We start from the raw sequence: 25802 nt of genomic DNA, 5'->3' as shown, positions 1-25802 counted from the left end.
GAGAGATGATGAGCGAAGTCAGAACAGCAACCTGTCATTGTGGTGCAATCGAATTATCCATTCAGTTTGATAACGGATTGGAGAATATAAGGCGCTGTGATTGTTCCCTGTGTTCCAGAAAAGGCTATGTAATGGCCAGCGTCCCGGTTGAAAACCTTCAGGTTACCAAAGGTCAGGACACCCTTTCTCTTTATCAGTGGGGAACCAATGTCGCAGAGCACTATTTCTGTAGTCAGTGTGGCGTCTATACCCACCATAGACGGCGCAGCAACCCAAAAGAGTATGGGGTGAATATTGCCTGTCTGGAAGGTGTTCATCCGCTGCAGTATCAGAATGTGCCGATTGGTAATGGTGGAATGAATGATGAGCTGCCTCCGTTGACCAATAAGGCCTGAAGCATAATCGAAGCAGATCTTCTCACGGGATCATGCCCTTCTCTCAGCAGAAGGACGAGGGAGACTATGGCGGGTGGACTTTGTTTTCAACCTTAATTGGGTAATGGGCTGAGAGACATGAAAGTTTTCGATAGTCATCTTCATATTATCCCGCCGGGTTACCCACTTTATGAAAATCAGGGTTATTTACCCGATTACTTTACTGTAGATGACTATCGGGTGCAGATGCTTAGAGAGCTTCCTGATTATGTTCCGGTGGGTGGCGCTGTTGTTTCGGGCTCCTTTCAAAAGCAGGATCAAACCTATCTACTGCACGCGTTAAAGTTGCTGGGGGATTCTTATGTCGGTGTGACTCAGTTGGCCTCTGATACCGAGGATAAAGCCATCTTGGCATTGGATCAGGCTGGGGTTCGTGCCGTGCGCTTTAATTTTAAACGGGGTTCACCGGAGTCTCTTGATCAAATCCGTGAGTTTGCCGTTCGGGTTTATGATCTGGCAGGCTGGCATTGTGAGTTTTATATCGACTCCACAGATCTGGAAGAGCTCTCTCCACTTTTACTCTCTCTACCTGCGGTGTCGATTGATCATTTGGGCTTAAGCCGGATGGGATTGGGATTACTGCTTAAGCTTGCGGAGCAGGGCGTTCGTGTGAAGGCGACAGGTTTTGGGCGACTGGACTTTGATCCGGTACCTGTGATTCGACAACTCTACACAGCCAATCCCGAATGCTTGATGTTTGGCAGTGATTTGCCGTCAACCCGAGCAGCCCGGCCGTTTTCTGGGAAGGATATTGCGATAATTTATGAAGCAGTAGGGGATTTGGGAGCGCATAATGTGCTGTATGGTAATGCGCTGAACTTTTACGCCAAGACATAGTTGGTCGCTGCCAGAAAAAGGTGTCGCTACAGGCGTCTATCTCTACTTAAAAATAAAAGAATAATAAGAGTTATCTATGAATGAACTTGAACGTGAAAATGAGAGCGATCGCCACATCGAGTATTACACGATAAAACGAATTGATGACCCCGAGGCATTATTGGCCAGACTTGAGGAAATGGCGGAAGAGGTTGATGCAAGAGTTAAAGATAATGGCGGGGTTGCTTTAAAGCTGAAATTACCTAATCCGAATGAGGAGTATAGGCATGTTATTCCATATCACGTCATCGATCTGATCACCGTTTTTCGTCAGTGTAATATTACGCATAGGATTTCAAATCGCAGTGGTGATTTTCTGGACTCACTACAGGCGGAGATATTATTAGAAGAGTACAAGTATGTGCCAAAGCCCAACTTGTATCTGGTTTAGTGACAGGTAAAATTTCAACAGTACCACGCCCTCTTTTTATCATCCATTGATGCCTTCACGATAAAGCCATAGCTTGCTGATTCAAACTGAGCAGTAAGCTGCGGTTTTTTACTGGACCACCGTGCGGGTAAAGAAATGCTATCTATACTCTGCTGTGCTTGGTTGTCAGGACGCGGCAGAGAGAATAAAACGAATGCCCAAACAATACGCACAGTGTTGTCGATGTACTGCAGTGGTGGTCTTGTTTTTTATAGCGAATATGGGGGATGTCTGGGCGGCAGGCAAAGGTGAATCCAGTGGGCCTGTGGGCGCTCCGCCTTCTATCAGTCGTCAGCCTTCAATGTCAGATCCTCCCGGCGGACATAGTATCGGCCAACCCTGCAAAAAGAAAAAAAGCACTCAAAAACACGCCGCCTCAGTCTCGAGTATCGGAGCGAGTAAAGGCCGTTCCCATCATAAGGACAAACCTGCTCATGGCGGTAAAGGGAATAAGCGGGGAGGGCATGGCAGCCGGGAGAAAACATCGAAGCACAAGCTGCCAGATGCGCTACCCATTGTCCATGAGGCCAATGCCTGTGATCGCTTTATGCAGGCCTATCCTTTCACGCGCACCATAATCGACAAGATGCCATTGATGAAAGTGCTCAGGGAGCGAGGCATCGACTGGTCTGATCGACAGACTGTAGTACAGGCATTAATTCTTGCTGATGAAAAAGCAGAGGAAGACAAGGTTGAGCTGGCCAGGGTTATGCCTGCTCCCGAAACTGCAGTCTCCGATGCGTTTAAGTTGTTGCTGACTTTTGCCCGAGAAATTCGTGATGTGCACGATGAGAGAGAGCACATCATTTCAGAGAGTGAGCCGATTGGAGAACCGGAATCAGTGGCGTTGAAGTTGGAGAAGTTAATCCTGCAGGACCCTGCCTTAGAGTCTGAATTGTCTTCATCGGGCAGGCATTATTTAAGTTTTATTCAGGCGTGGTTGCCGCTGCTTCGCCAGCCTACTAAAAGAATGGAAAGCTATGCCCGTATTTTTCATGAGTATATGGAGCTTTTGGAAAGGGCGAGTGATGACACCGATGAGAAAGAGGCCTTGTGGGTTGCCGTTGTCTTGATGGGCCTCAGCAGCCCTGATCTGTTTGATCAGATTGTCGCAGAAAACTGGGTGGTTGGTTTGAGCGAGTCGTTGCCAAAGGGTAAGAAAGTAAAAGATAGCTGGAGCAGAAAACACCATAAGAGTCGCTCCCGTGACGATAGGATTGATCATGTTCTTTACCATGGTGTTGATGAATATCCGCCCATGGAAACCGGGGATTATTACGACGAGTAACAGGTATCCATTATGCAACGGGTTATGGTGATAGGTGCAACCGGGTTGATTGGTCGTCATATTGTGCAGGCGTTTGAGGAGCAGGAATCACCGGTTGAAATATTGCCGGTATCCAGGGTGGCCACTGATCTGAAAGCGGATATCAGCGATATTCACTCGCTGCGTTCGTTGTTCGATAGTGTCGGCCCCATTGACGGCGTGATCTGTACGGCAGGCCTTTTTAACTGGGGCAGTTGGCAGGAAGCTACCGATGACGACTGGGCGTTCAGTGTCGCCAACAAGCTGATGGGGCAGATTAATGTCATCCGTTGTGGGGCTGTCTCACTAAATCCAGGTGGTCATATAACGCTGACGACAGGTGTGCTGGCTCAGGAGCCCCTACCGGGTAGCGGGCAGGGAACCGTAGCCAATGCTGCTATTGAGGGTGCCGTTCGTTCCGCGGCAATGGAATATGATCAGCTATGTATCAACGCGGTTTCTCCCGGCTGGATCTCTGAAACCCTCGACGCAATGGGGCAGGACCCTGCCGCCGGTGTACCGGCTATGCAGATCGCCCGGCTTTATGTGCAGCTGCAAAGCGATAGCAGGACCGGAGAGGTCCTGCGGCTTCTGGAGTAACAGTCAACGGTTAGCTTTGTCTGCGGCTTCCAAGGCTTTATTGTTGGAGTTCAAGTTGCAAACCTGATCTCCATAATAGTTGTTGCTGAAATTGCAGCAAGTAGCTTTGCGTGAAGTTGTAACAGTAGGGGATTGCTTGCTGGGGGAAGCGGTTTTGTTCATGCCGGTGTCCTCATCTCTGGTTCGTCCCTTTGGCATTTACAGAGTAATGTGTGGGCTGTGATTAATGAAATTATTTAATTCTTTCTGATTGATAAAGGTTTTTTATCAGTCAGAAAGATTAAGGTTTTCCAGCTTTGCGGAGGCACATTGCAAAACGTCATCCGAATCTGGTGAGGCTGTGCATCGCTGAGACTTAACATGCCATTTTTTGCGGAAAAATTTATGCCTGCTTTCACTGATCTATTTTCTGGGATAGTGATGAACGTTTTAATGAGAAATATTTACGGGGAACTTTAATTTAAACTGATGATCTTAAGGTATAAGGAAGTTATATAGTTATAAAGATATGCATGCTGCCAGTGGATTAAGAACAGGTGTTTATACAACAAGCAGTCTCAACGTTTCAGATGCTCTTTCTGGCACTGAATTAACAAAGGAGAAAATGGAGAAGGCTAAGAGCGTAAAGGTGTTTTGTGACGATATTCGTCGTACGTTTCCATTACCTGATACTAAAATAGTCGATAATAATTATAGAGAAAATACCTTTTGTCGATTGCCGCACTATTGGCACTGCAATGACTTCCCATGCCGGTTCGAGAGCCCATCAAATTATTCCGGTAAGAGTTTCTACACATTTATGGATGCAGTGAGAAGTTATACTCCTGCACCAGAAAGATATATTCGCGTAGCATTACTGGTGGGTGAAAGTTGTTTAACTTCTATCCTGCCCGAACTGGAACGTTCAAGTGATGCAGTCTTAATGCTTGACAATGATCCATGCTTGCTAAATGTTGTCGTAAAAAGTTTGGAAGAACTACAATCAACTCACTCAAGCCTTTCCGAAGACCTCTATCTTGAAAGGATAAGTCATTCAATTGTCCCAATTGACTCAAAACAAGAATTCAAAGATGGTTATTTTCATGCAAAACAACATACAAAAGAATTCAATCCGTTTTTTTCTGAAGGTAGACTTTCACAAGTTAGGTCCTCTGCAAGAAGAATTTCAGTCATTCCTGTTTGTGTAAATGCTTTTAGCATGGATCAAATGGGTACATTGAAATCTTTACTATCCCTTCACTCTGTTAGAATAAATGTTATTAATCTGACTAATCTATTAGAGTATCACTTTCCATTTTTTGATGATCGCATTAATGAGTTAGCTGGTGTTACGCTTGATGAAAAGAAAGATTTGTTTGAGTTTCATTTCAATGATCTGCCATTAGCCCAAGATGCAATATGCGGATACTCAAGAGTGTTGCAAGAACCAAGATTCTCAAAAGTAACGTCTTCAAACGATTTTTGGCGGGATCAAATAGGATATCTGAAACGACTCAGTTGTGATGATGATTGGGGTGTGCATAACTTTTTTGGAAGTGTATAGGGGATTTTGCTTACCCTGCCCGAAAGCAGGGCAAGCAAAATATCATGCAATATCCGGCTTAGATATTCAGGATACGGTCACAAAGTAAGGGTTCGCAAATGCAGACTTACCCTTGCTGTCGGTCACAACCACCTGATACCAGTTATCCACATCGGTTTTCACGTTCTGGGTGAAGATCATCTCTGCAGCGTTATTCACCTTTTGTGTAGACACAACACCCTCTTTTCCAAAGATCTCAATCTTTGCAATTCCGTTGACCGATTTTACCGGCAGGGAAATTTCAAAGTGATCGCCTTTTTGCACCTTGAACGTTTCTCCGAACATCTGAGAATCGCTTGGGAACATCAGAGGGCCATAACTTGCGTAACCATGGCCCAGTGCCAACCCTTCTGCATAGGCATCCAGAACATTGGCTTTATCGTTCACCTTGACAAAGGTTCTCGCCAAACCGGTGTAGGTTCCGGTTGAATCCAATACGTCGTGGGTATCAGAGGAGCCGGTGAGGAAGTACTTTTTCCCGCCTGAAAGTGCTTTGGTCCAGCGCTGTCTGGCCGATTCCATTGTCTTAATGTTGGACGCTTCGGAAACACCGGCGTTCAGCTCGATCAGATCGTACTGACCATAGTAGCCACCCGGAACCTTATTCAGCTCTTCAGCGTAAAACAGGCCATAAGAGATCCAGGGGTGGTTGGCGATGAAGTACATATCTTTGGAATGAACCGAATCCACGATATTTTTGAACAGATCATACTGATCAAACTTATATTTTCCACCGGTCTTCTCAGAGAGATCCAGCATGAAATCGCGTGCTTTTTTGGATTTTGGAACCACGTTGAAGTGGGACCAGCTCGCGGATATTTCTACCGCCGGTATGTGTTCGATATCCAGCTTGTGCTTACCGATCAGTGTGGTGACATCGATATTGGCACTGGAGTCGTCATGATCCGAGGTGAACGCAATGCTGGTACCCGCTGCCAGGTTGGAGCGAATAAAGTTTTCAGGCGATGTGCAGGCATCAGATTTGTTGACGTGATGGTGTAAATCCGCGTTGTACCATCCCTCTTTTCTCAAATCCCCGATGGAGTCCAGAGTGATATTAATCTGAGTGTCTTTGTCGGTATGGCCTTTGAAGCGAACGCCTTTTGCGAAGAAGTCGATACCGTTGCTGACTTCAATCTCAAATTCACCCGGTGCCACCAGAACAACATTCTTTCCCTTGCCGTCAAAGTCGGTAAAGAAAAGGTTGTTTGCCAGGTAGTCAACGACATTTCGCTTGATGCCAAGAACCTGAATCTTGGAGTAGAGCGGGTTTCCATTCTGATCAGTCACATTGACGGTAACAGGAACGGTCTTCTTCAGTTTCAGAGGAGCGGCCTTGATCGCCACATTGTCCCCTGCAGGCATTGCGCCGGAGAGAACCAGCTTTTCAGAATCCGGAGTGATGGCATAGTTCTCTTCCATGCCGTAGAGTCTGTACTCATCAATCTTTCCTGGTCTGTTCAGCTGTACTTCGTACTCACCATTTTGGTTGGCAGCAACCCAGGTGACAAAGGTCCATGCCTTGCCATCAGTTCTTTCAACCCCGACAACACCATTTGGAATCGGGTTCTGGGCGTCATCCAGAAGTATGCCTGAAATTACAACCCTTTCACTTGCCGGTACCCCTTTGATATCCAGCATCTGTTCGGTTGTGTTTGCGATATCCCGAACAGCGTCGGTACGCATAAAGGCGACAATCTCGGTCTGGGTCAGAGGCAGGTAATCATATGTGGAATAAGAGTCCGCATAGCCTGTACCCACATAAACATCTTCAACACCTGGTACGATAAGACCGTTGGTGTATTCCGGGTTGTAGATGGCGATAAAGTCGTTTTGTGCTTTCTGGTTATTTTCGTTGTAAACCGTTCTGCCTGGTGAAGTCAGGCTGGTGGATTTACTGCTGAAGTTATAGCCGGTCGCACGGGACTTAAATGTCTTCGCGGTGTTGTTAATAATCAGCGATTTGACCTTGACATAATCATCACCCGGAGCAAGTGAGTAGTATGTTTCAATAATCAAAGGATCGGTAAAGGTCTGCGGATCGGCCGCTGAGTTCTCTTTGTATTCAAGCGAGACTTTCAGTGCAGGATTGGCAGCGGAGGTATTATCGAACGTGTAGTTCTCAACGATTTCAAAAGTTGGCGTGCCACAGTTTGAAGGGCCCCAGGAGTCCCAGCTATTCATCAGCAGGCGCATATCCCAGAGACGGTCATCGCTTGCTACAAGATGGCCGGATTTAAAGCTGTCTGCCACATTGTTTTGAATGGTACCGCTTACCTGCGCCATATCCAGCACAGAGCCTACGGGATAGCCCCATGGATCCGGGGAGAGCACGCCCACGGTAATGGCGATTTTATCGTTGGCAATGATGATATCTTTGGACTTGAGGGCGTCGCCGCCGGGAATCAGACTTTCCCCTTCGCGGATGATGCCTTGAGATGCCAGTTGGCCAAGTGATGCAATGATCAGCCCTTTGCCAAGATAAGGGGTATCAAGTGGACGCACACCCTCTTGACTATTGCTCTTGCCAAATTTATTCAGCGCTGTTGCACAGCCGGGTAAAGAAATAACGGTGACGCCAGCTGCGGTCACCACGGACATGGATTTTAAAAACTTTCTTCTGTCTAACTTCTTCATTTTGAAACGCTAAATGAGTCTAAAGTGATCTTTTGTGAAGACAAGTTCTTTGAATTGAATAAAAGAACTCATTTCAATCAAAAAAGTTTGTTAATAAGGAAAAGGTGATTGATCAATCTTTCTATCGGGTATGAGGATGGGCTCATCCATAATTACCAATAGAATTGCATCGGGTTGGGTCTTGGCTATCTCGCTAATCTGCCATTAAGAAACTAAAAGATACGAGGCTATGTCTTTCGGGTTCAAACACAGAAGACAACATTACCATCAGCTCCTGATCCAACTCTCGCGAGAGGACTATGCCGTTATAGTAATAGTGAATCAGCAAAGTGTTCGTTGACTTGTGTCGTATTTTGAGTGTTTTTGTTAAATGTTGCTTAAATTTTGTACAGGCTGTTCGGGAGTTAGGCGATTGGAGTGTAAGAAAGTTCTGGGGGCGTTTTAAAAGGGGGAGGCAGAAATCATTTTTAATTATTCATCAAATATGAGAAAGGTTGCAGCCAGGATCCTGTTCTCGTGTGTTGAATAAGGCGCGTAATCTGGTTGAAAGCTTTTTCCAGAAGCTGGAGTGATTCCGAAGATTCGCAAGTCGGTACGATCAGTTAGGCTGTAACGACTTGGGAATCCTTCAGTTAACAGTATCTCTAATCTGGTTGGCGTGACCCTTTAGGCATACTTTCTCAGTAGAGCAAGGAAGCTGTCGACATGTTCAGGATGGGTATCGTGTGAGGTAATCAGCCTCACTAGTCCTCGCTCCTGATCGTAAACATAGAATGGGTAAGCCTGCTGCAGGTGCGGGATAGCCTGCTTGGGAAGAGTGACAAACAGTTGGTTACTCTCGACGGGATAAGCGGCTTTTGCACCGTATTGCTGCAGACCTTCCCACAAACGCAGACTCATGGCATTGGCATGGTGGGCGGCTTTCAGGCCGAGATCGTTAGTAAACAGGGCTTCAAACTGGGCGGAGACATAGCGCATCTTGGACATCAGCTGCAGGCCCAGCTTCTGCCGACGATCAAAATTATCCGCCAGTTGTGGATTGATAAACACCAGCGCCTCTCCAAACATTAACCCGGCTTTGGTGCCACCAAGACAGAGAATATCGGCAAAGCCTGCCAGATCGGCCAATGTGCAGCCCAGCGTTGCTGCGGCATTGTACAGACGACAGCCGTCCATGTGCAGGTAGAGGCTCAGTTCATCACAGGTCGCACGAATCGCGGCCAGCTCTTCCAGTGTGTACACAGTGCCAAACTCGGTGGGCTGGCTGATGCTGACCACCTTTGGCTCGGTGGAGTGACGTCCCCAGGCCGTTTCGCCACGGTGCAGAGCCCGGATATCGTCCGGGGTTATTTTGCCCAGTGTGTTGGGACGGGTCAGGATCATGGAGCCGGTCAGGTGAGCGGGGGCGCCCACCTCGTGAGTCATGATATGAGCTGTGTCCGGGGCGATGATGCTCTGGTAATCCAGTACCATCGCCTTCAGGGCCAGTACATTGGCTGCGGTTCCCGTGCCGACAAAATAGACAGGAGCCTCGGTATTCAGTGACTGTCTTATTAAGGCGACAGCCCGTTCAGTGACCGGGTCGGCCCCGTATGCAGGCATGTGGCCATGGTTGGCTTCGGAGAGGCTGGCCAGCACTTCGGGCAGGGCAGAGGCGCAGTTATCACTGGCAAACGAGATCATGGTGAGCGGCCTTCAGGAAAAAGGTGCAGAGTAATGGAATGTAAGATTTCGGTGAACAGAGAAACGAATGTTTTTTCGCGAACTTCGCCGGCTGTGGCTGCATTGTCTATAGTGATTTGTCATGAGCAGGCGAAATTGTGATGGCTCTGTAACATTGAGGCGGCCTGTTATTGATTTGAGTGGCACACTTTTTTTCTGTATTTGATATAGTAAGCCGCCGCAATCAATGCACGTTCTATACATAACAGTCTATTTACAAATAGAGGAGTGTTGTTTTAAGTGCTTAACAGAGAAAAGGAGCTCGAAGCGGATCTGAATGCCGTTATTGAGTACCGGCTAGAGTTCTACCAAACCTGCGAAGATAAAGTTCGTGCCCAGTTCCAGCAGAAGCTTGATACGCTCCAGGAAGACCTGAAACGCGCCCAGAAGCAGCTTCAGGTGATGGCCAGCGAAAACTCTGACCAGAAAGCCATGGCGAACAAGAGCCAGACCGAGACGACCCGCCTGAATACCCAGTTTGAAGAAGCGACAACCCGCATCGAGACGCTGGAGAAGGACAACGCCAAGCAGGCCCGTAAGATCGAAACGCTGGAAAAGAACCTTCAGGATCAGATCCAGGAAGGTAAGAAGGATCAGGCTGAACTGAAGCGTCTGCGTCATATGGAACCAGACAAGAAGGTGAAGCAGGCTGCCCAGGCCCAGAAAGAAGCCAAGGACCTCAAAAAGCAACTGACCGAATCCGCCCGTCTTGCCCGTACCCGTAAATCGGAGATGGACTCTTTGAAAAAAGAGCTGGAGCAGGCGCAGGAGAAGATCAAGGAGCTGGAGAAGCAGGCTTCCGAAGAGACTGAAGCCGCTTAACGGAATCAGACTTCTACACGTACAAACCCGCCGCTGGCGGGTTTGTGTTATTAATTGATAACAGACCCTAGCCCTTCAAAATCCCCTGCCAGTCCACATTCGAGAAGTAATCAATAAACCATTGCAGGGCTTTGCCTTCCTGATCGCCGCGCCAGGCGATATACATGGCGGCACCTGAGCCTGGTAGATAACAGGTCTTCTCGACCAGCGCACCGCTCTCCAGATGTTCCTGAATGAGATGTCTTGGAAGGAAACCAATCCCCAGCCCCATAAGCTGTGCGGCAATTTTGTTTTCTATCGTATCCACCCGAATAATCTGGCGGGTATTTACCAGACCGGCATCCCGGCTGGGCAGCAGCTGTGAACTGTCTGGAATCACAATGGCTGGATAAGGGTCCAGATCATCAGGGTTCAGTACGCCTTCAAAGTCGGCAAGAGGATGGTGGCGGGCCACGGTAAAGATAAAATTGTTGTTGGCCATTAACCGTGTGCGGTACATCCCCCGTGGGATTTCTCCCAGTGCCCCAATCACAATATCCGTCCGCTGGCTATGCAGGGCATCCCAGCCACCACCAAGGGACTCCACGGTCAGGCTGAAATCAATCTGATGCCCTAACTGATTAAAGGCGGCCACTGCTTCAAAGATCGGCGCGCTGGGAATAATGGTGTCCCGGGCAATACGCAGATGGGTTTCCCATCCGGTTTCCAGTTGATGTACTGATTCGACCATATGGTAGGTCGCTTTCAGGATATCCCGCCCCCGTTCCAGCATCAGCTGCCCGGCCGGAGTGAGCTGGGCACGGTGCTGGGAGCGGTCGAACAAGGGGCTGCCCAGCTCGTCTTCCAGCTTCTTTATGGTGTAGGTCAGTGCCGAAGGGACCTTGTGCAGCGACTCTGCTGCCGCAGCAAAGCTGCCTTTACGGTCAATGGCATCCAGTGCTTTCAGGGCTTCCAGAGTGATGGCATGCAGCATGGAAATAGTCCGCTCGGTAATTATTCAAATAATTTGAATGTTGTGCTCAAAATGTTCTGATTTCTCGATTTTAAAAGTCCCAATAGACTTAAGCCACAAGCAATTCAAACAATCAAAACATTCCAACAAGATTGAGAGAAATAAGAGCATGAAAGCACTGATCAAGCAACTGACAGACTCCCGGGCCGGCTTCGAGACTCTGGCCCTGCGTATTCCCGTTGGCATCATCTTTATGGCTCACGGTGCCCAGAAACTGTTTGGCTGGTTTGGTGGTTACGGTCTGGAGGGGACCGGTGGCTGGATGGCATCTATTGGTTTGGAGCCCGGCTATTTGATGGCGCTGCTGGCAGGTTCCGGTGAATTCTTTGGTGGTCTGTTCCTGCTGTTGGGCCTGTTGACCCGCCCAGCGGCACTGGTTACCGCGATCACCATGCTTGTTGCCATCTTTGTTGTGCATTTTGAGAAGGGGCTGTTCATGTCTAATGGAGGCTATGAGTTTGGCCTGGCACTGTTGGCTGCCAGCGTTTCTCTGCTGATCAGTGGCGGTGGCCGACTGAGTGCAGACAAGGCCATCAACAAGGCTCTGGTTTAATCCAGAGCCCTTATCAGGAGGCGAGGGGATGCTGACACTCAGAAAAGCACAGGATCGGGGGCGGGCACAGTTTGGCTGGCTCGACAGTCGCCATACCTTTTCCTTTGGCCACTATTACGATCCGGAGCAGATGGGGTTCTCGGCCCTGCGAGTGATTAACGACGATGTTGTTGCCGGTGGTGCCGGATTCGATACTCACTCTCACCAGAATATGGAAATTATCAGTTATGTTCTGGAAGGCGTGATGGAGCATAAGGACAGTGAAGGTAATCGACAGTCCTTGCCTGCCGGTGAGTTCCAGCTGATGTCCGCAGGCCGTGGTATCAGCCATAGCGAATATAACGTTTCGCAAAGCGACAAGCTTCGTTTTCTGCAGATCTGGATTGAGCCGGATGTATACGGCACCCAACCCGGCTATCAGCAGAAAAACTTCGGCAGTCACAGTGGCTTGACGACGGTGATCTCTCCATCCGGAGAGCAGGGCTCACTCACGATCAGGCAGGATGCATCACTGCATCAGTTGATTCTGGAGCCGGGGCAGAATCATCACCTTGCAATTACAGACCAACGGCGGGTTTATCTGCATCAGGTACGGGGTGAGGTTCAGGCAGACGATGCCCTGATTCAGTCCGGCGATGGGGCAAGAGTCGAGCAGGAAAGTACGTTGCTGATCACTAATACCTCGGACAAAAAAACTCTGACACTTATTTTTGATCTGCCTTGAGACGATTTGGCAGACAACACCAAAAACAAAGCAAGATAAGGACATAATTATGAGCACACTTATTCTGAAATCCAGCATCCTTGGTGAATACTCCCAGTCCAACAAGGTCATCGAGCAGGTTATTGCTGAATTGCCTGAAGCGAAGGTGCGTGATCTGGCTGTCGACACTGTTCCGGTTCTGGATGCCAGTGTTGCCAATGCCTTGCGTGGTGGTGACAGTCTGACCGATGAACAGCAGGCGGTATTGGACTTCTCCGATGAGCTGATTGCTGAGTTGAAAACAGCAGATACTGTAGTCATCACTGCTCCGATGTATAACTTTATGATTCCAACCCAGCTGAAAAATTACCTGGATATTATTGCCCGGGCAGGTGTGACCTTTAGGTACACCGAAACCGGACCGGTTGGTCTGATTGAGAACAAGAAGGTGATTGTGGTGACCACCCGTGGTGGAATTCATGTTGGCTCAGATCGTGATCATGTCACCGGTTACCTGAAAACTATGTTGGGCTTTATCGGTTTGACCGATGTGGATTTTATCTATTCTGAAGCCCATGCCATGGGCGGTGAGTTGGCTGCAGAGAATCATGCGAATGCTGTGGAGGCTCTGAAGCAAGCCCTGGTATAGAATCCTGCAAAGAGCCCGCCTCATCAGTCTTATCAACCTAATAAGGCTGATGAGGCTGGCTTTTGGCATTAATGGTGCTCGGTTTTGAGTTATTTAATGCCCATTGCCAAACTCAATATGAATAGGGGGCAATGTAGGCAGAGACTCAGATCTATCTATAGTTTGATAATCAGATAGGCCTGAAGAATTTTCATCGAGAAGAGGCAAACTTTCGTCATTGTTGTTCTCGTCAGTGGTGATATTAATGCTCAAGGATTGATCGTCACCCTGCAGAGCTGAACTTTTTTTCTTTCTTTTGCATAAACATTTTTTGCATGCGATGCCAATACACCCGCAACATGAGCAGCACGCACAAGCGCCTATTGCGTAAATAGCGAGTACCGATCCGGCTAGGGGCCCGGTACAGCTTCCACGTCCTCCCTCTATGTCATAGCTTTCAACACCGAGTGATTCGCTGAATTCCTGTGAAAATGAATTACATCCCGCTTTGGCAACGCCAATACGGCCATTCTCTGGATCAAAATGAAATCTGTATCCGTTTAAAACGGCTGTTCCTGCCAGTGTGGGGTCCATTAGCGGATTAATTGCTGACAACGCATTGTATATGTAGACGGAGTGCAGGTGTCCATGAAGGGTTGTCGCCGTTGTTGTCCAAATGTAATTTTGTGGAGGGATTTCAATCCAGACACCCTGAGCATCACCTCCTTTTTGTCTGAAGCCCAGGCGAATGGAAGGAAGGTTATTCATAATGTATTTATATTGTTCAAGTGTAACGGCTTGAGCACTTCTCTTATCAAAAAAATCATCATGAATTTTAATATTGTGAAGCTGCCTGATGTGGTCTTTTAAAATTTGGGTAGTCTTTTGATACATATCTTCTGGCAGAAACAGTCCCGGCGTTCCCGTATCGACCATAGTCATGCGATATCCATTCATTTTCCAGCAGGTGTCATGAAACCGGGTACCGTTAACTTCAATATCAACCAGTTCGACAGGATAGGAACCAATGACACCAGAAGAAAAAAACTGTTTTGAGTAACTTGATTCAAGATAGAGTGGTGTTGTTTGCTGATTTCCTCCATTCGTAATGGCATCTTCACTGAATGCTAGAGATCCTGAAAATTCAACACTCTCTTCACCCAAGTGACTATTACACAGTGTTAACCAGAAACTATCACCAATTCCTTTAGTGTTTTTTAATTCATTCCACCCGGAGCCTATCTGAGTATCAAATCCAAAAACCGAGCCCTTGTTTGACCCATGATCCTGCACAAAGAATTTTCTCCTGTGAGGTTCGTATTCTCCAAAAGCAAGCAGATCACTGACTTGATGACCACTCCACGATCTGGAGTCTTTGGTGAGTCCGTAAGCGCCACTGAAATAGATGCCTGTTTTATGTGCAGTGGTGGAATCATCCTCAACATATACCTGCTTTGAGTGTTTAGATTTTTTTCCCGCCATCAATGGATAGGTACTTCCTGTATCAAGAATGGTTTTGACTTGTTGGGGTTTCCCATCCGCTGTTTTTCCTACAGCTAAAATGAGATGCGGAGAATAGTTCCAATCGGTATAGAGTTTTATGCTGCCATTGCGGGGGAACGCAACATCACTGTCACCGATCAGTTCTCCCTCTATCTCACCGTAATCGGTTGGTGTAAGTGTTCCTTTGCATGCCTCGCTAATATGGGAATATTCTGATTTCTCATCCGCTCGATGTCCTGCAGTCGGTTCAGGCATTGGAGGGAATTCGCACATTTCCGTTTGTGCCGTATCGGAAGACGCTTTTGGGTTGAGAGTACCCCTTGCCTTACGCTTTTTTTTCTTTTGCAAATAAAGCGAGTCTTGATGATTTGTACCGTCGTCTCGATCAAGAGATAGATCTGAGAAATCAGAAGCCATCTCTGTCAGTTCTTCCTTTATTTCAAATTGATGGGACTGCCATTTTTTGTATTTTGTTTCATGTTTTCTGGATTTTATTTGTCTTCTTTTGGTTTTTATATCAATGATAGATGTTTGTTGATTGCCATGTGTAGGGACGTTGGCTGAAGGGTTTTTGTTAATAGTTAGATGTAAGTATTCAGGTCGTCTCTCATGTGCATGACCTGTTTCTGTCCTGCGAGACAATTGATTGATCAGAAACTGTCCACGATCAACGCCAACCTGCGGTTTCCCGGTTTGTTGTGAGGGAAGATAATTTTTTGGCTTTGCAATACCTTTCGGCCCGTCTAGTGACGGGCGTATAGGATTATTATGCCCGTCCCGAACATCGACCGATGAATTTGAGCGGTTGTGATGCTGATTTATTCCATTGGTTCCAAGTGTATGATTCACTGCCGTTTGATTAAAGATTTGCATGTACATTGCTGTTTTTTGAAAGGATTTACCACCTCCAGCCAGACTGTTTATTGAGATAAGGCATAGAAAAAGTATCAACCCTCTTTTCACTGTACGTCCCCAGATCTTCTTTGTTCGAGCAATGTGCCGGGTAACCAGCGGCCACAATAATTTCGACTTGTCTGCGGTACGAACCAAAGACTTCAAGCACTTGATGAATTGTATTTGTCCATGCAGGCTGCGAAGATTTTATAGTGCAACGTTGCAGTTCTCGCCAGCTCCCGGATTTAGGGCATCAGTCCCACTTTATGGCCAGTGACTTTAAACGCTCACGCCAACACACGTGACATCCATTCCTTCGAGGATGACCTGCAGAAATACCGGATGGGGCAATTATGGCCTGTCATCCGTTTGTCATAATTTGTTTGCAGAACTGTCATAAAGCTGATTTAGTGTTCGTGACACTAATAAAACAATAAAGTCAGCTAATGAGTCGTCTTGAAGTTTGTAGCCTGCATAAATCCTGGGGCGAAAAGCCCGCTGCTGATGGAATCAACTTCTCTGTTGAATCCGGAGAGTTTGTTGCCCTGCTTGGCCCTTCGGGCTGTGGAAAGTCCACCACCTTGCGCATGATCGCTGGTCTGGAAACACCGGACAGTGGTCAGATTCTTCTCAATAATAATGATATTACCCGTTTGGCACCCGGCAAGCGTGAGCTGGCGATGGTGTTTCAATCCTATGCGTTGTTTCCTCATTTGAGTGTTCGCGACAATATTTTGTTTGGTTTGCAGGTTCGTGGTGTGAAGGGGGCCGAGCAGACTCGTCGCCTGAACTTTGCCGTCGAGCTGGTGGATCTGGGGGATCATCTGAATAAAAAGCCGGGGCAGCTGTCTGGTGGTCAGTGTCAGCGAGTGGCGCTGGCGCGGGCGATTGTCTCTGAAGCCCGCCTGTGTTTGATGGATGAGCCTTTGTCCAATCTGGATGCCAAGCTGCGGGCGGAGATGCGTACCGAGCTGCGTGCTCTGCAGCAGAGGCTGGGAATGAGTGTGCTTTATGTGACCCATGACCAGACCGAAGCGATGAGCATGGCTGATCGTATCTTGCTGATGAACAATGGTCAGATAGAGCAGGGCGGTCGACCGGAAGAACTCTACAGCCAGCCAGCTACAACCTTTGTTGCACGCTTTATTGGGGCGCCTCCGATGAATCTGCTGGAAGGAACGGAAGTTATCGAGGGTATTCGCCCTGAGCATATTACTCTGACGCTGACCAGTGAACCTGATATCCAACACAGTGGCCCTGCTAAGCAGGCGACTGTGGTCGGCTGCGATTATATGGGCTCCGACACCCTGATTCAGCTGCGCTATCAAGATGGATGTGATGATCATGCCCTGCAGGTCAGGGTGCCCGGTCATCAGCGTCTCAGCACTAAACAAGCTGTGGTGATCAGCTGGCCTGATCAGGAAGTCCACAGATTTTGTCGTCAAACAGGCAAGAGCCTGACCTCCTCTCACACAACACAGAACCAGGAACAAAGGGAAACTGATCATGTTGCGTAAACTTCCGCGCCGCTTGTCACAAGTGGGACGTGTATTGGCTGCGACTGTCGCAGCGGTTGGTCTTTCCACGGCCGTTCAGGCCCAGAAGACTGAGCTGACCATGTACTACCCGGTGGCTGTTGGCGGTCCGCTGACCAAGGTTGTTGATGGCCTGATCGAAGGCTTTGAGCAGAAAAACCCGGATATTGATGTGAGTGCTATCTATGCCGGTAACTACAATGATGCGCGGGTTAAAGCGCTGGCGGCTCTCAAGAGCGGCAAGCCGGCCCAGCTCTCCGTCATGTTCTCCATCGATGTTCATGAGTTGATGGGGCAGGATGCCATTGTCGCTTTTGATGATCTGGTGAAAACCCCGGAAGAGAAGCAGTGGCTGAGCAGTTTCTACCCGACGCTGATGCAGAACGGTAAGGTGAACGGCAAGACTTACGGTATTCCGTTCCAGCGTTCCACCATTGTGATGTATTACAACAAGGATGCCTTCCGTGCTGCCGGCCTCGACCCAGAAACGCCACCCAAGTCCTGGGATGAGCTGGTCGCTGCCGGTAAGAAGCTGACTAAACGTGATGCCAGTGGCAAAGTGAGCCAGTGGGGCGCGATGATTCCATCGACGGGTTACCCTTACTGGATGTTTGGCGCTCTGACCAAGCAGAACGGTGAAGTGCTGATGAGTCAGGATGGTACTAAGACGTTCTTTGATAAGCCGGGTGTTGTAGAGGCTCTGAGCTTCTGGAAAGACCTGGGCAGCAAGCACCAGATTATGCCGGAAGGCACTGTGGAGTGGGGGACCCTGCGCCAGAATTTCCTGGAAGGTAAGACCGCAATGATGTGGCACTCCACTGGTAACCTGACTGCGGTGAAGAAGAATGCCAAGTTTGATTTTGGTGTGGCTATGCTGCCAGCCCAGAAGGAGTTCGGTTCCCCGACTGGTGGCGGTAACTTCTATATCTTCAAGAAGTCGTCTGATGCTGAGAAGCAGGCCGCTATGCGTTTGATCAAGTATATGACGGCACCTGAGCAGGCTGCCTCCTGGAGTAAGGCCACCGGCTATATGGGCGTGAGTGAAGATGCTTATAAGACGGCGTCCCTGTACGACTATGTTCAGAAGTTCCCGGCGGCGGCTGTCGCTCGTGATCAGCTGAAGTATGCGACAGCTGAACTGTCTACTCACCAGGCTGGCCGTGTACGTAAGCTGCTGGATGATGCGATTCAGGCGGTACTGACCGGTGAGAAGGACGCCCAGGCGGCTTTGTCTTCTGCCCAGAGTCAGGCTGATCGTATTCTCAAGCGTTACCGTTAATAGGCTTTAAACGTTTGAGTCTGGACCAGCTTCCGAATAGCTTTTCCCGCGCTGACGGTGCTATCCCTGCACCGGAGCGCTCTCAGGTCATCCTGACCTTTGGAAAAGCTAATTCGGAATCCGGTCCTTTGAATATTTGAGTTAGCGGCTTTAAAAAGAATAATTATTGTTGTTATGAATAAAACCCAGCAGTTACACGCCTGGCTTCTGTTATTACCTGCGTTGGTAATGCTGGCCGCCTTTACCCATATTCCCGCCGTACAAACCCTGCTGCACAGTTTTTACGATAATCCCCGAGGGGGTAATCCTGCGTCGTTTGTCGGGATGGAGAACTTCCAGTATCTCTATGAAGATGAAGTGTTCTGGCAGGTGCTTTGGAATAATGCCTGGTATGCCATAGTCACTGTCCCGGTCAGTATTGTGCTGGCATTGGTGATGGCGCTCTGGGTGAATGCCCGATTGCCCGGCCGCGGGATTGTACGTTTGGCGTATTTTACCCCCACGGTTCTGCCGATGATTGCGGTTGCCAATATCTGGCTGTTTTTTTATACGCCGGAAATTGGTCTGTTTAATAATGTCTTGAATATGTTCGGCTTTGACGGTCAGAACTGGCTCGGTGATCCGGACTTTGCCTTGCCCAGCCTGATGGTGATGACCATCTGGAAAGAGGCAGGCTTCTTTATGATTTTCTATCTGGCTGCGCTGCAGGGGCTTGATAACTCCCTTTACGAAGCGGCAGCCATCGAAAATGCCAGCCGCTGGCAGGTGTTTCGTCGTATTACCTGGCCTCTGCTAATGCCGACGACACTGTTTATTCTGATCAACGCTTTGATCAATGCCTTTAAGCTGGTGGATCACCTGTTTATTCTCACCAAGGGTGGCCCAAATAATGCCAGTAATTTGCTGCTGTATTACATCTATGAGAATGCCTTCAGTTTCTTTGATAGTGCCTATGCGGCGACGTTGACCTCAGTGATGTTGATTATCCTGGCTTTGCTGGCCTGGGTGCAGTTTGGAATTCTTGATAAGCGGGTGCATTACCGATGATCAGTCTTTTAAAAAACGATGCGGCCGCCGTTCATCAATCTTTGCATGAGCAGATATCCTGGGCAGAAAAGCTGGCGGCCTGGGTGCTGGGACTGCTGTGGATTCTGCCATTACTGTTTGCCTTCTGGGCGGCTTTTCATCCGGCGGAATACACGACTTCATTTGATTTTTTTGCGCCGCTGACACTGGAACACTTTGTTTCTGCCTGGGAGCAGGCACCCTTTGCCGCTTATATGTTTAACACACTGGGGATTACCACCCTGATTCTGGCCTGCCAACTGGTGCTGTGTACTTTGGCGGGGTATGCGTTGGCGCGAGTGCCTTTTCGAGGGCAGGGGATCGTGATGGCTCTGGTGATGATGCAACTGATGGTAATGCCGGAGGTATTGATCGTTGAGAACTACCGGACATTGGCTGAGTTGAATCTGATCGATACCTGGACAGGTGTTGGTTTGCCTTATATGGCCAGTGCCTTCGGTATTTTTCTGATGCGCCAGACTTTTGCGATGGTGCCTCAGGCATTGGATGATGCGGCACGGGTAGAAGGCTGTAACCGTCTGCAGGTGTTGTGGCGGGTCTATGTGCCTCAGGCCAAGCCGGTTTATCTGGCCTATGGATTGGTATCGATCAGTTATCACTGGAATAACTTCCTGTGGCCGCTGGTGGTGACCAATACTGAGGCGAGTCGTCCGTTAACGGTGGGTATGGCTATTTTTGGGGCGCCGGAATCCGGAGTGGATTGGCCGGTCATCTGTGCCGGAACATTGATTGCCGTTTCCCCCTTGCTGGCGGCATTTCTGATTTTTCAGAAGCAGTTTGTGCAGTCTTTTATGCGTGCCGGGATTAAATAAAGCTTTGTTTGAAGTAAGACAAAAAAGCGGCTTCGTGAATTTTTCCGAGCCGCTACACCTCTATACAAGGAGCTTAGGAACTGAAAGCTATGCCAGAAAAGCCGGCATAGTGGCATAGGTATCTTGTAGGAAGTCTGACAGTTCTTTCATAAACACCCGTCCACGCAATGGTAGATGGTGGCGGGATTTGTATATGCAGTACATCTGTCCCTCCTGATACGCATTACCTTCAAAAAGCACAACCAGTGCGCCACTTTCGACCAGATGTCTGATCTGACGGCTTGGCAGGTAGGCAATCCCGATGCCGGATACCGCGAGATTGATGGATATATCAATCGAGTCACTGGCCATCACACTTTTGATTTTCACAGAGTCCTGCTTACCCTCCCGATTTTGCCACTCCCAGCGGGGCTCGGTCGTGGCGGAATTAGTATGGGTAATACAAGCGTGACCCTTGAGCTCGTGTGGTGTTTGGGGTGTGCCATGGCGCTTCAGATAATCGGGAGAGGCGCAGAAAACCCGTTCGTAATACAGCATCGGCTTGGCAACCAGCCGCTGGTCATCCGGCAGGAACGGAGAGACCATCAGATCGCAGTCCTGCATTTTATGGAGATGCACAGGATGCATGGTCTTCAAGCTGACATGAATATTGGGATGTTGTCGTTTGAATCGTTGCAGAAAGCCCTGACTCATAATCCGTGCCATAGGATGCAAAAGCCCGATTGTCACTTCTCCTCGCAATTCCTGCTCATCGTAGTGGATGATGCTGAGCATCTTCTCCCAGTCCCTTGTCGTTCGATGACAATAGTCCAGAAACTCCTTTCCCTGACGCGTAAGCTCGACAGTCTGACCTCGATGCACCAGTGCCATACCTGTCGTGTCTTCCAGTTGCTGGATTCGACGACTCAGGGTTGGCTGGCTGATATTCAAAGCTTCAGCTGCTGTCGTGTAATTGCGTTTTTCTGCGAGCACACAGAACATTCGCAGAGTATCAAAAGGGAAGCTCATGTTCGGACTGAGGTAAGGGAAAACGGCGCACTATAGCTCTAAGCCGGTGAGAAAATACTGCTCAAGATCACTGTTTGTCGATGCAGAAATTGCATAGCTGTTATGTAGGAATAAATGTTCTAGGCACCTGGCGACTGTGTTGAAATCTAGGGACAACCCCATTGCCTAAATCCCTAAGCCGTGCTGTGGGTAGACAGGAACCGTGATTGTTTGCGGTTGGACGAGACTCTTCTCTCAAACACCTTGAAAGGTTTCCCTTTTGAACAGTACAGACGAAAAGGCTCCTGGCAACGAAGCCAGACTTGATCGCCGTAATCTTTTAAAACTGGGGCTGGCTGGTACAGCGGCTGCTCTGACCTCAGCCCTGCCAGCTACTGCTCAGGCTCGGGAAGACGGAATCGGAGTCGTCAAACACGACGAATTCCCGATGAAAATTTCGCCGGACTACAAGCGCTTCAGCGAAGCTGATACATCCTTTAACCGCTTTACCCGGGCCGGGAAATCCTTTCACAGAAAACCCAAGCCAGAAGAGAACCGGCCGGGCTACACCTCTTACGACTGGGCACTGAAAGTCGCGTCGAAAGAGATTCACAACGCCTTGATCAACCTGACGCCAGCGTACCAGGGAACCTTGCCAAAGGTTTTCAAGCCGGCAGCTTTCAACCCGGATTTTCGTTTCAAAGACAGCGCCATGGCTCATGCCGTTATCAAACGTGCTGCCCGTCACTTTGGCGCCGATCTGGTCGGTATAACCCGTCACGACCCTCGCTGGGACTATACCCACGTACGTGAAGGAAAAAAGTACCACAAAACCGAGGATGTCATGGGCTTTGTACCCAAGACCGTTATTGTTCTCGGCTATGAAGTTGACTACGAGACCATGCGTACCGCCCCGTCGCCACTGGGTGATGCCAGCCAGATAGACGGTTACTCCCGAATGAGTAAAACGGCGCTGCAGATGGTGTCGTTCCTGAGCAAGCTGGGTTTCCATGCCATTGGTCCAGGCAACGGTTACGGTCTGACGATTCCTTATGCGATTGCCGCCGGACTCGGTGAAAACAGCCGAATGGGTCTGTTGGTGAATCATAAGTACGGCCCACGACTGCGTTTGGGCAAGATCTATACCGATCTGGAACTGGATGAGTACTACGACAAGCCAACCACGTTTGGTGTTGAGAGTTTCTGCAAAAACTGCATGCACTGTGCGGATAACTGCCCGTCCAAGTCCATTCCACATGATAAAGAGCCATCCATGGGGCCGCCGGATGATGGCCAGGACTGGGGGTTCAGCAACCCGGGCATACGCAAGTGGTATGTCAACTGTGATACCTGCCTGCAGTACTGGTCGGATTCCAACACCAGCTGCAGTAGCTGTGTCACCACCTGTCCGTACAACAAGCCGTACTTCTGGCACCACCGTCTGATTGATAAGGTGAATACGATTCTGCCTGGACCTCTGCACAAATTCATGGCGGATATGGATTTGTTACACGGCTACGGTCAGACATTCAATACCTCTGCCCCGGCGGTATTCTGGGATGCTAAAGGTCGTGAATATGATGGATTTGGAGGCTAAGTCATGTCCGGATTAGGAATATTTTCAGGTATTGAAGTGCTGTTCTTCTGGCTGGGTGTGCTTTGCCTTGCCACCTTTCAGGGGCTGGTCTGGCTGCGCTGGAAGCTTGAGGCCAGCTGGCTCTCTTTGGCACTGGTTGCTGCCGGCTGCGGCACAATGATCTTTGATGTTGCCTGGGCCGTCAGCTCGGTGCTGGAAAAAGAACCACAGTCCGCTTCCATGAGTGTGCTGGTGATCTTCCTCCCGGGCCTGATTCTCGCTGTAATGGGTATGCGCCTGGCCTGGAAACAGTAACCGGGTCTTAAGTCACTTGAGGTTTACACACCTTAAGTGACTTAAAGCTTTTATTTTTAATCATTTGTATCTCTGCCCTCATGACTTCTTCTATCTCAGACCAGAAAACATCATCCGACCGTGCTGAACAGCTTTTTTATCAGGGGATAGAAGAGATGAATAGTGGGCGGTTGCAAGAAGCAGAAACAGCTCTGGCGGAATCTCTGCAATTGGAGCCAGCCCATTGCTCCACGGCGTTCAACTTGGCTATTTGCCATGTACGCCAGGGTAATTACACCTGTGCGCTGGAACTGTTCGAGCGGACTATTGAGCTGGACCCAACGCTTTCCACCGCCTACTTCTATGCCGGAAAAACAGCGGCACTGATGAATAACTATGAGGACGCGATCACTTACTTTGATCGTTCCCTCAACAGCGAACTGCCGGAACTGCCGGTGCGTATTGCCCGTGCTCTGGCGCTTCAGGCCCATGGCCGCATGGCAGATGCGGTGGCCGATTTTACTTTCGTCCTGGAGCAGGAAGACAACGTCGCTTATCGCATTAACCGGGCAACCTGTCTGATGGGTATGCATGATTTCAATCGTGCCCTGGAGGACATCGATACTCTGCACAAGGATGGGGAAGTCAGCGTCGAGACACTTGTTATCCAGTTTCTGAGCCTGAAGCATCTCGACTGCAACCATGAAGCTCTGCAGGTTTTTGAACAGCTCCAACAGCTCGACCCGGATAGGGGGGAGCAGCTACAAGCCAGTCTGGCAGAAGAGCTGGAAGAAGCACGAAGTGCCATTAATACGATAGCCAAAGGCTGACCTCTTAATACGCTGTAAGGTGATGCGTCTTCAACACAGCAGATATTTGAATTGTTTAACAATTAAGAAGTGGGCAGGGATGCCATTTATCTCTCTTTCTTAATGTAATCCGGGGTATTTCTGTTTCTGAGACTGATTATCAGAACGAGTGACCCTGTCTCTCAACCAAGCGTCCTTTGCGCTTTCATAACTGCAAGATCACATTGTATGTTTAAAAAGAATAGCCTTGCCTGTGCTGTTATTTTAGCAGCAGCTTCTCAGGGCACTGTTGCCTCCGAAATGTCAGACTTTCTGACTGGCGGTTCCTTTAATATGGAACTGAAAACAGTTGGTATTGACCGGGATCGTGACAACCACCCGGCTCTGGGGGATGAAGCTGGTCTCGCCCAGGGGGTACGTTTGATGTATACCACGGGGAAACTGTTTGATCGCATCAGCCTGAGCGCTAATTACTATCAGTCCATCAAGATTCATGGCCAGTCCGGCAAAGGCAAAACCCTGGATCTGCTCGAAATCAATGAGGATGGTGATCAGGACAGCTATCAGAAGCTGGGCATAAGCGCCAGGTTCCACTTTAACGAGAAAAGCTTTATTCAGGCAGGTCGTTCCATGATTAACTACCCGCTGCTGAATGATAATAACGCTTACACAACGCCGGGATTGACTGAAGCCGTTAATGCAGAATGGGGTTTTGGCAAAGGTCGCGTTTATGGCGCCTATATCACCGGCGGTAATCACCGTAACAAAAGCGACTTTGTTGATTACGGCCTTGATGGTGAAAAGAAACCGATCTCCCTGGCCGGTTTTGATTACAACTTCGGTGCATCGGGCTCCCGCATTGAAGCGTCTGCCGGTCAGCAGGATGATTACTCCAATAACTATTGGCTGCGTGGTGTTATTACCAGGCAGCTTGATGGCGTAAAGCTGGCTCTGGACAACCGCTACTTCGGTAAAAAGCTCACAGGTAAAACCCAGGACAAAGTGAAGGAAGGCGGAGACGATTACTCCTGGTTTGCATCATCCATGCTCACCGCTCAGTATGGCGACTACACACTGAGTTACAGCTTCCAGACAGTTTCAGATGCCGAAGGTTTCCGCGAAGCGTTGAAAGGAACCTTTTACAAAAATGGCTGGCATCGCTGGGCGGGTGGTGATGACTTCACCAAGTGGGGTGGATCCAACCATATCTACAGTATGAGCTTTGACAAAAATGATATGGATTCCCACTCCCTGAAATTTGGTCATAACCTGCGTGCCTATGTGCCGGGTCTCTCCTACTTTATCCGGCACACTCAGGGTGACTGGAAAGACTATAACAACAATAACAAGACCCTGACCGACAAGGCGACTGATCTGAACATTAATTATGCGGTTCAGAATCCGGCTCTGAAAGGACTGGCTGCCAATCTTGTTATCCAGAACAATGAAGAGGAAAAAGCGAAGGGTGGTACCCAGACCATGCTGGACACACGCCTGACCATTGTTTACCGCAAGTCGTTCTACTAAAAAAATAAATGTACCCTCGCTCCGGTCTATTAAAGTCGGGGCGGGGCTCTTACCAATGAAATTCACATTAAAAATTAATTCCAATAATTTCAATGGGTTACTTGATGTGACAGTTGCCTTTCATATGGCAATATTGAGACTGTCATAGTCGCGACGTATATTAGCGACCAGATGTTAGCAATGATGAAGCTGCAC

23 protein-coding genes are annotated in these 25802 nt (G+C 48.8%); 18 read left to right on the top strand and 5 right to left on the bottom strand.

The window, feature by feature from the left end; genetic code table 11:
- The first annotated feature begins 5 nt into the window (after positions 1-5).
- From EHSB41UT_RS23020 to EHSB41UT_RS24545, 6 genes are all read left to right on the top strand, one after another.
- The gene (locus tag EHSB41UT_RS23020; RefSeq protein ID WP_087113217.1) at positions 6-395 is read left to right on the top strand and encodes a GFA family protein; all 390 of its coding nucleotides are present in this window, start codon (positions 6-8) and stop codon (positions 393-395) included.
- Between the two features lie 117 nt (positions 396-512).
- Complete coding sequence (locus tag EHSB41UT_RS23015; protein ID WP_087113216.1) at positions 513-1271, top strand: amidohydrolase family protein; 759 nt, start codon at positions 513-515, stop codon at positions 1269-1271.
- Between the two features lie 76 nt (positions 1272-1347).
- Entirely contained in the window at positions 1348-1701 is a 354-nt protein-coding gene (locus EHSB41UT_RS23010) for a hypothetical protein (RefSeq protein WP_087113215.1), read from the top strand.
- A gap of 121 nt (positions 1702-1822) precedes the next feature.
- The gene (locus EHSB41UT_RS23005; protein WP_133060642.1) at positions 1823-3028 is read left to right on the top strand and encodes a hypothetical protein; all 1206 of its coding nucleotides are present in this window, start codon (positions 1823-1825) and stop codon (positions 3026-3028) included.
- Positions 3029-3040: 12 nt separating this feature from the next.
- Positions 3041-3646 (top strand): short chain dehydrogenase, encoded by a 606-nt coding sequence (locus EHSB41UT_RS23000; protein WP_087113213.1) that lies wholly within the window; start codon positions 3041-3043, stop codon positions 3644-3646.
- Positions 3647-4154: 508 nt separating this feature from the next.
- Positions 4155-5189: a hypothetical protein gene (locus EHSB41UT_RS24545; protein WP_133060641.1), complete on the top strand. Its 1035-nt coding sequence runs from the start codon at positions 4155-4157 to the stop codon at positions 5187-5189.
- Between the two features lie 66 nt (positions 5190-5255).
- Here the strand turns inward: EHSB41UT_RS24545 and EHSB41UT_RS22995 are convergent, their stop codons facing one another.
- Positions 5256-7829: a CehA/McbA family metallohydrolase gene (locus EHSB41UT_RS22995; RefSeq protein WP_087113212.1), complete on the bottom strand. Its 2574-nt coding sequence runs from the start codon at positions 7827-7829 to the stop codon at positions 5256-5258.
- 702 nt (positions 7830-8531) lie between these two features.
- On the bottom strand, positions 8532-9548 hold the full coding sequence (locus EHSB41UT_RS22990; RefSeq protein ID WP_087113211.1) for a threonine aldolase family protein: 1017 nt from the start codon (positions 9546-9548) through the stop codon (positions 8532-8534).
- Positions 9549-9827: 279 nt separating this feature from the next.
- On the opposite strand from EHSB41UT_RS22990, the gene EHSB41UT_RS22985 reads away from it, so the two are divergent.
- Positions 9828-10409 carry a hypothetical protein gene (locus EHSB41UT_RS22985; protein ID WP_087113210.1) on the top strand — a complete coding sequence of 194 codons (582 nt, stop codon included), beginning with the start codon at positions 9828-9830 and terminating at the stop codon, positions 10407-10409.
- A gap of 67 nt (positions 10410-10476) precedes the next feature.
- Here the strand turns inward: EHSB41UT_RS22985 and EHSB41UT_RS22980 are convergent, their stop codons facing one another.
- Complete coding sequence (locus tag EHSB41UT_RS22980; RefSeq protein WP_087113209.1) at positions 10477-11382, bottom strand: LysR family transcriptional regulator; 906 nt, start codon at positions 11380-11382, stop codon at positions 10477-10479.
- A gap of 148 nt (positions 11383-11530) precedes the next feature.
- On the opposite strand from EHSB41UT_RS22980, the gene EHSB41UT_RS22975 reads away from it, so the two are divergent.
- Genes EHSB41UT_RS22975 through EHSB41UT_RS22965 form a run of 3 tightly spaced genes read left to right on the top strand, consistent with a single transcriptional unit; the run spans position 11531 to position 13326 of the window.
- Entirely contained in the window at positions 11531-11974 is a 444-nt protein-coding gene (locus EHSB41UT_RS22975; RefSeq protein WP_087113208.1) for a DoxX family protein, read from the top strand.
- Between the two features lie 28 nt (positions 11975-12002).
- Positions 12003-12698: a pirin family protein gene (locus EHSB41UT_RS22970; RefSeq protein WP_087113207.1), complete on the top strand. Its 696-nt coding sequence runs from the start codon at positions 12003-12005 to the stop codon at positions 12696-12698.
- Between the two features lie 49 nt (positions 12699-12747).
- Positions 12748-13326, top strand: coding sequence for an FMN-dependent NADH-azoreductase (locus tag EHSB41UT_RS22965; protein WP_278248171.1), 579 nt, complete (start codon positions 12748-12750; stop codon positions 13324-13326).
- 93 nt (positions 13327-13419) lie between these two features.
- On the opposite strand, the gene EHSB41UT_RS22960 is transcribed toward EHSB41UT_RS22965, so the two are convergent.
- Positions 13420-15681, bottom strand: a complete 2262-nt coding sequence (locus EHSB41UT_RS22960; protein ID WP_165767382.1) for a pepsin-like aspartic protease — start codon at positions 15679-15681, stop codon at positions 13420-13422.
- 467 nt (positions 15682-16148) lie between these two features.
- Between EHSB41UT_RS22960 and EHSB41UT_RS22955 the strand changes: the two genes are divergently transcribed.
- From EHSB41UT_RS22955 to EHSB41UT_RS22940, 4 genes are all read left to right on the top strand, one after another.
- Entirely contained in the window at positions 16149-17219 is a 1071-nt protein-coding gene (locus EHSB41UT_RS22955) for an ABC transporter ATP-binding protein (protein ID WP_087113205.1), read from the top strand.
- A complete protein-coding gene (locus EHSB41UT_RS22950) occupies positions 17209-18516 on the top strand; it encodes an ABC transporter substrate-binding protein (RefSeq protein ID WP_087113204.1) in 1308 nt (435 codons plus the stop codon). The genes EHSB41UT_RS22955 and EHSB41UT_RS22950 overlap by 11 nt, the downstream gene beginning before the upstream one ends.
- Positions 18517-18690: 174 nt before the next feature.
- Positions 18691-19563 carry a carbohydrate ABC transporter permease gene (locus EHSB41UT_RS22945; protein WP_087113203.1) on the top strand — a complete coding sequence of 291 codons (873 nt, stop codon included), beginning with the start codon at positions 18691-18693 and terminating at the stop codon, positions 19561-19563.
- Complete coding sequence (locus EHSB41UT_RS22940; RefSeq protein WP_087113202.1) at positions 19560-20414, top strand: carbohydrate ABC transporter permease; 855 nt, start codon at positions 19560-19562, stop codon at positions 20412-20414. The genes EHSB41UT_RS22945 and EHSB41UT_RS22940 overlap by 4 nt, the downstream gene beginning before the upstream one ends.
- A gap of 87 nt (positions 20415-20501) precedes the next feature.
- On the opposite strand, the gene EHSB41UT_RS22935 is transcribed toward EHSB41UT_RS22940, so the two are convergent.
- Positions 20502-21422 (bottom strand): LysR family transcriptional regulator, encoded by a 921-nt coding sequence (locus EHSB41UT_RS22935; protein ID WP_087113201.1) that lies wholly within the window; start codon positions 21420-21422, stop codon positions 20502-20504.
- Between the two features lie 259 nt (positions 21423-21681).
- Between EHSB41UT_RS22935 and EHSB41UT_RS22930 the strand changes: the two genes are divergently transcribed.
- The 4 genes from EHSB41UT_RS22930 (at position 21682) to EHSB41UT_RS22915 (ending at position 25607) form a co-directional block, all read left to right on the top strand.
- Positions 21682-22998, top strand: a complete 1317-nt coding sequence (locus tag EHSB41UT_RS22930) for a reductive dehalogenase (protein WP_087113200.1) — start codon at positions 21682-21684, stop codon at positions 22996-22998.
- Between the two features lie 3 nt (positions 22999-23001).
- On the top strand, positions 23002-23292 hold the full coding sequence (locus EHSB41UT_RS22925) for a hypothetical protein (protein WP_133060639.1): 291 nt from the start codon (positions 23002-23004) through the stop codon (positions 23290-23292).
- Between the two features lie 80 nt (positions 23293-23372).
- Positions 23373-24101, top strand: coding sequence for a tetratricopeptide repeat protein (locus tag EHSB41UT_RS22920; protein WP_087113198.1), 729 nt, complete (start codon positions 23373-23375; stop codon positions 24099-24101).
- A gap of 207 nt (positions 24102-24308) precedes the next feature.
- Positions 24309-25607 (top strand): OprD family outer membrane porin, encoded by a 1299-nt coding sequence (locus EHSB41UT_RS22915; RefSeq protein ID WP_087113197.1) that lies wholly within the window; start codon positions 24309-24311, stop codon positions 25605-25607.
- Positions 25608-25802 lie beyond the last annotated feature (195 nt).

It is taken from the genome of Parendozoicomonas haliclonae (assembly GCF_900174585.1).
In the GTDB taxonomy this organism is placed as follows: domain Bacteria; phylum Pseudomonadota; class Gammaproteobacteria; order Pseudomonadales; family Endozoicomonadaceae; genus Sansalvadorimonas; species Sansalvadorimonas haliclonae.
This window is presented reverse-complemented; position numbering and strand designations above follow the sequence as displayed.

Excerpts from the sequence above, each read along its gene's own strand:
- EHSB41UT_RS23020 (WP_087113217.1), top strand. The coding sequence starts at position 6 with ATGATGAGCGAAGTCAGAACAGCAACCTGTCATTGTGGTGCAATCGAA.
- EHSB41UT_RS23015 (WP_087113216.1), top strand. The coding sequence starts at position 513 with ATGAAAGTTTTCGATAGTCATCTTCATATTATCCCGCCGGGTTACCCA.
- EHSB41UT_RS23010 (WP_087113215.1), top strand. The coding sequence starts at position 1,348 with ATGAATGAACTTGAACGTGAAAATGAGAGCGATCGCCACATCGAGTAT.
- EHSB41UT_RS23000 (WP_087113213.1), top strand. The coding sequence starts at position 3,041 with ATGCAACGGGTTATGGTGATAGGTGCAACCGGGTTGATTGGTCGTCAT.
- EHSB41UT_RS24545 (WP_133060641.1), top strand. The coding sequence starts at position 4,155 with ATGCATGCTGCCAGTGGATTAAGAACAGGTGTTTATACAACAAGCAGT.
- EHSB41UT_RS22995 (WP_087113212.1), bottom strand. The coding sequence starts at position 7,829 with ATGTCCGTGGTGACCGCAGCTGGCGTCACCGTTATTTCTTTACCCGGC.
- EHSB41UT_RS22990 (WP_087113211.1), bottom strand. The coding sequence starts at position 9,548 with ATGATCTCGTTTGCCAGTGATAACTGCGCCTCTGCCCTGCCCGAAGTG.
- EHSB41UT_RS22980 (WP_087113209.1), bottom strand. The coding sequence starts at position 11,382 with ATGCTGCATGCCATCACTCTGGAAGCCCTGAAAGCACTGGATGCCATT.
- EHSB41UT_RS22975 (WP_087113208.1), top strand. The coding sequence starts at position 11,531 with ATGAAAGCACTGATCAAGCAACTGACAGACTCCCGGGCCGGCTTCGAG.
- EHSB41UT_RS22970 (WP_087113207.1), top strand. The coding sequence starts at position 12,003 with ATGCTGACACTCAGAAAAGCACAGGATCGGGGGCGGGCACAGTTTGGC.
- EHSB41UT_RS22965 (WP_278248171.1), top strand. The coding sequence starts at position 12,748 with ATGAGCACACTTATTCTGAAATCCAGCATCCTTGGTGAATACTCCCAG.
- EHSB41UT_RS22960 (WP_165767382.1), bottom strand. The coding sequence starts at position 15,681 with ATGCAAATCTTTAATCAAACGGCAGTGAATCATACACTTGGAACCAAT.
- EHSB41UT_RS22955 (WP_087113205.1), top strand. The coding sequence starts at position 16,149 with ATGAGTCGTCTTGAAGTTTGTAGCCTGCATAAATCCTGGGGCGAAAAG.
- EHSB41UT_RS22950 (WP_087113204.1), top strand. The coding sequence starts at position 17,209 with ATGTTGCGTAAACTTCCGCGCCGCTTGTCACAAGTGGGACGTGTATTG.
- EHSB41UT_RS22945 (WP_087113203.1), top strand. The coding sequence starts at position 18,691 with ATGAATAAAACCCAGCAGTTACACGCCTGGCTTCTGTTATTACCTGCG.
- EHSB41UT_RS22940 (WP_087113202.1), top strand. The coding sequence starts at position 19,560 with ATGATCAGTCTTTTAAAAAACGATGCGGCCGCCGTTCATCAATCTTTG.
- EHSB41UT_RS22935 (WP_087113201.1), bottom strand. The coding sequence starts at position 21,422 with ATGAGCTTCCCTTTTGATACTCTGCGAATGTTCTGTGTGCTCGCAGAA.
- EHSB41UT_RS22925 (WP_133060639.1), top strand. The coding sequence starts at position 23,002 with ATGTCCGGATTAGGAATATTTTCAGGTATTGAAGTGCTGTTCTTCTGG.
- EHSB41UT_RS22920 (WP_087113198.1), top strand. The coding sequence starts at position 23,373 with ATGACTTCTTCTATCTCAGACCAGAAAACATCATCCGACCGTGCTGAA.
- EHSB41UT_RS22915 (WP_087113197.1), top strand. The coding sequence starts at position 24,309 with ATGTTTAAAAAGAATAGCCTTGCCTGTGCTGTTATTTTAGCAGCAGCT.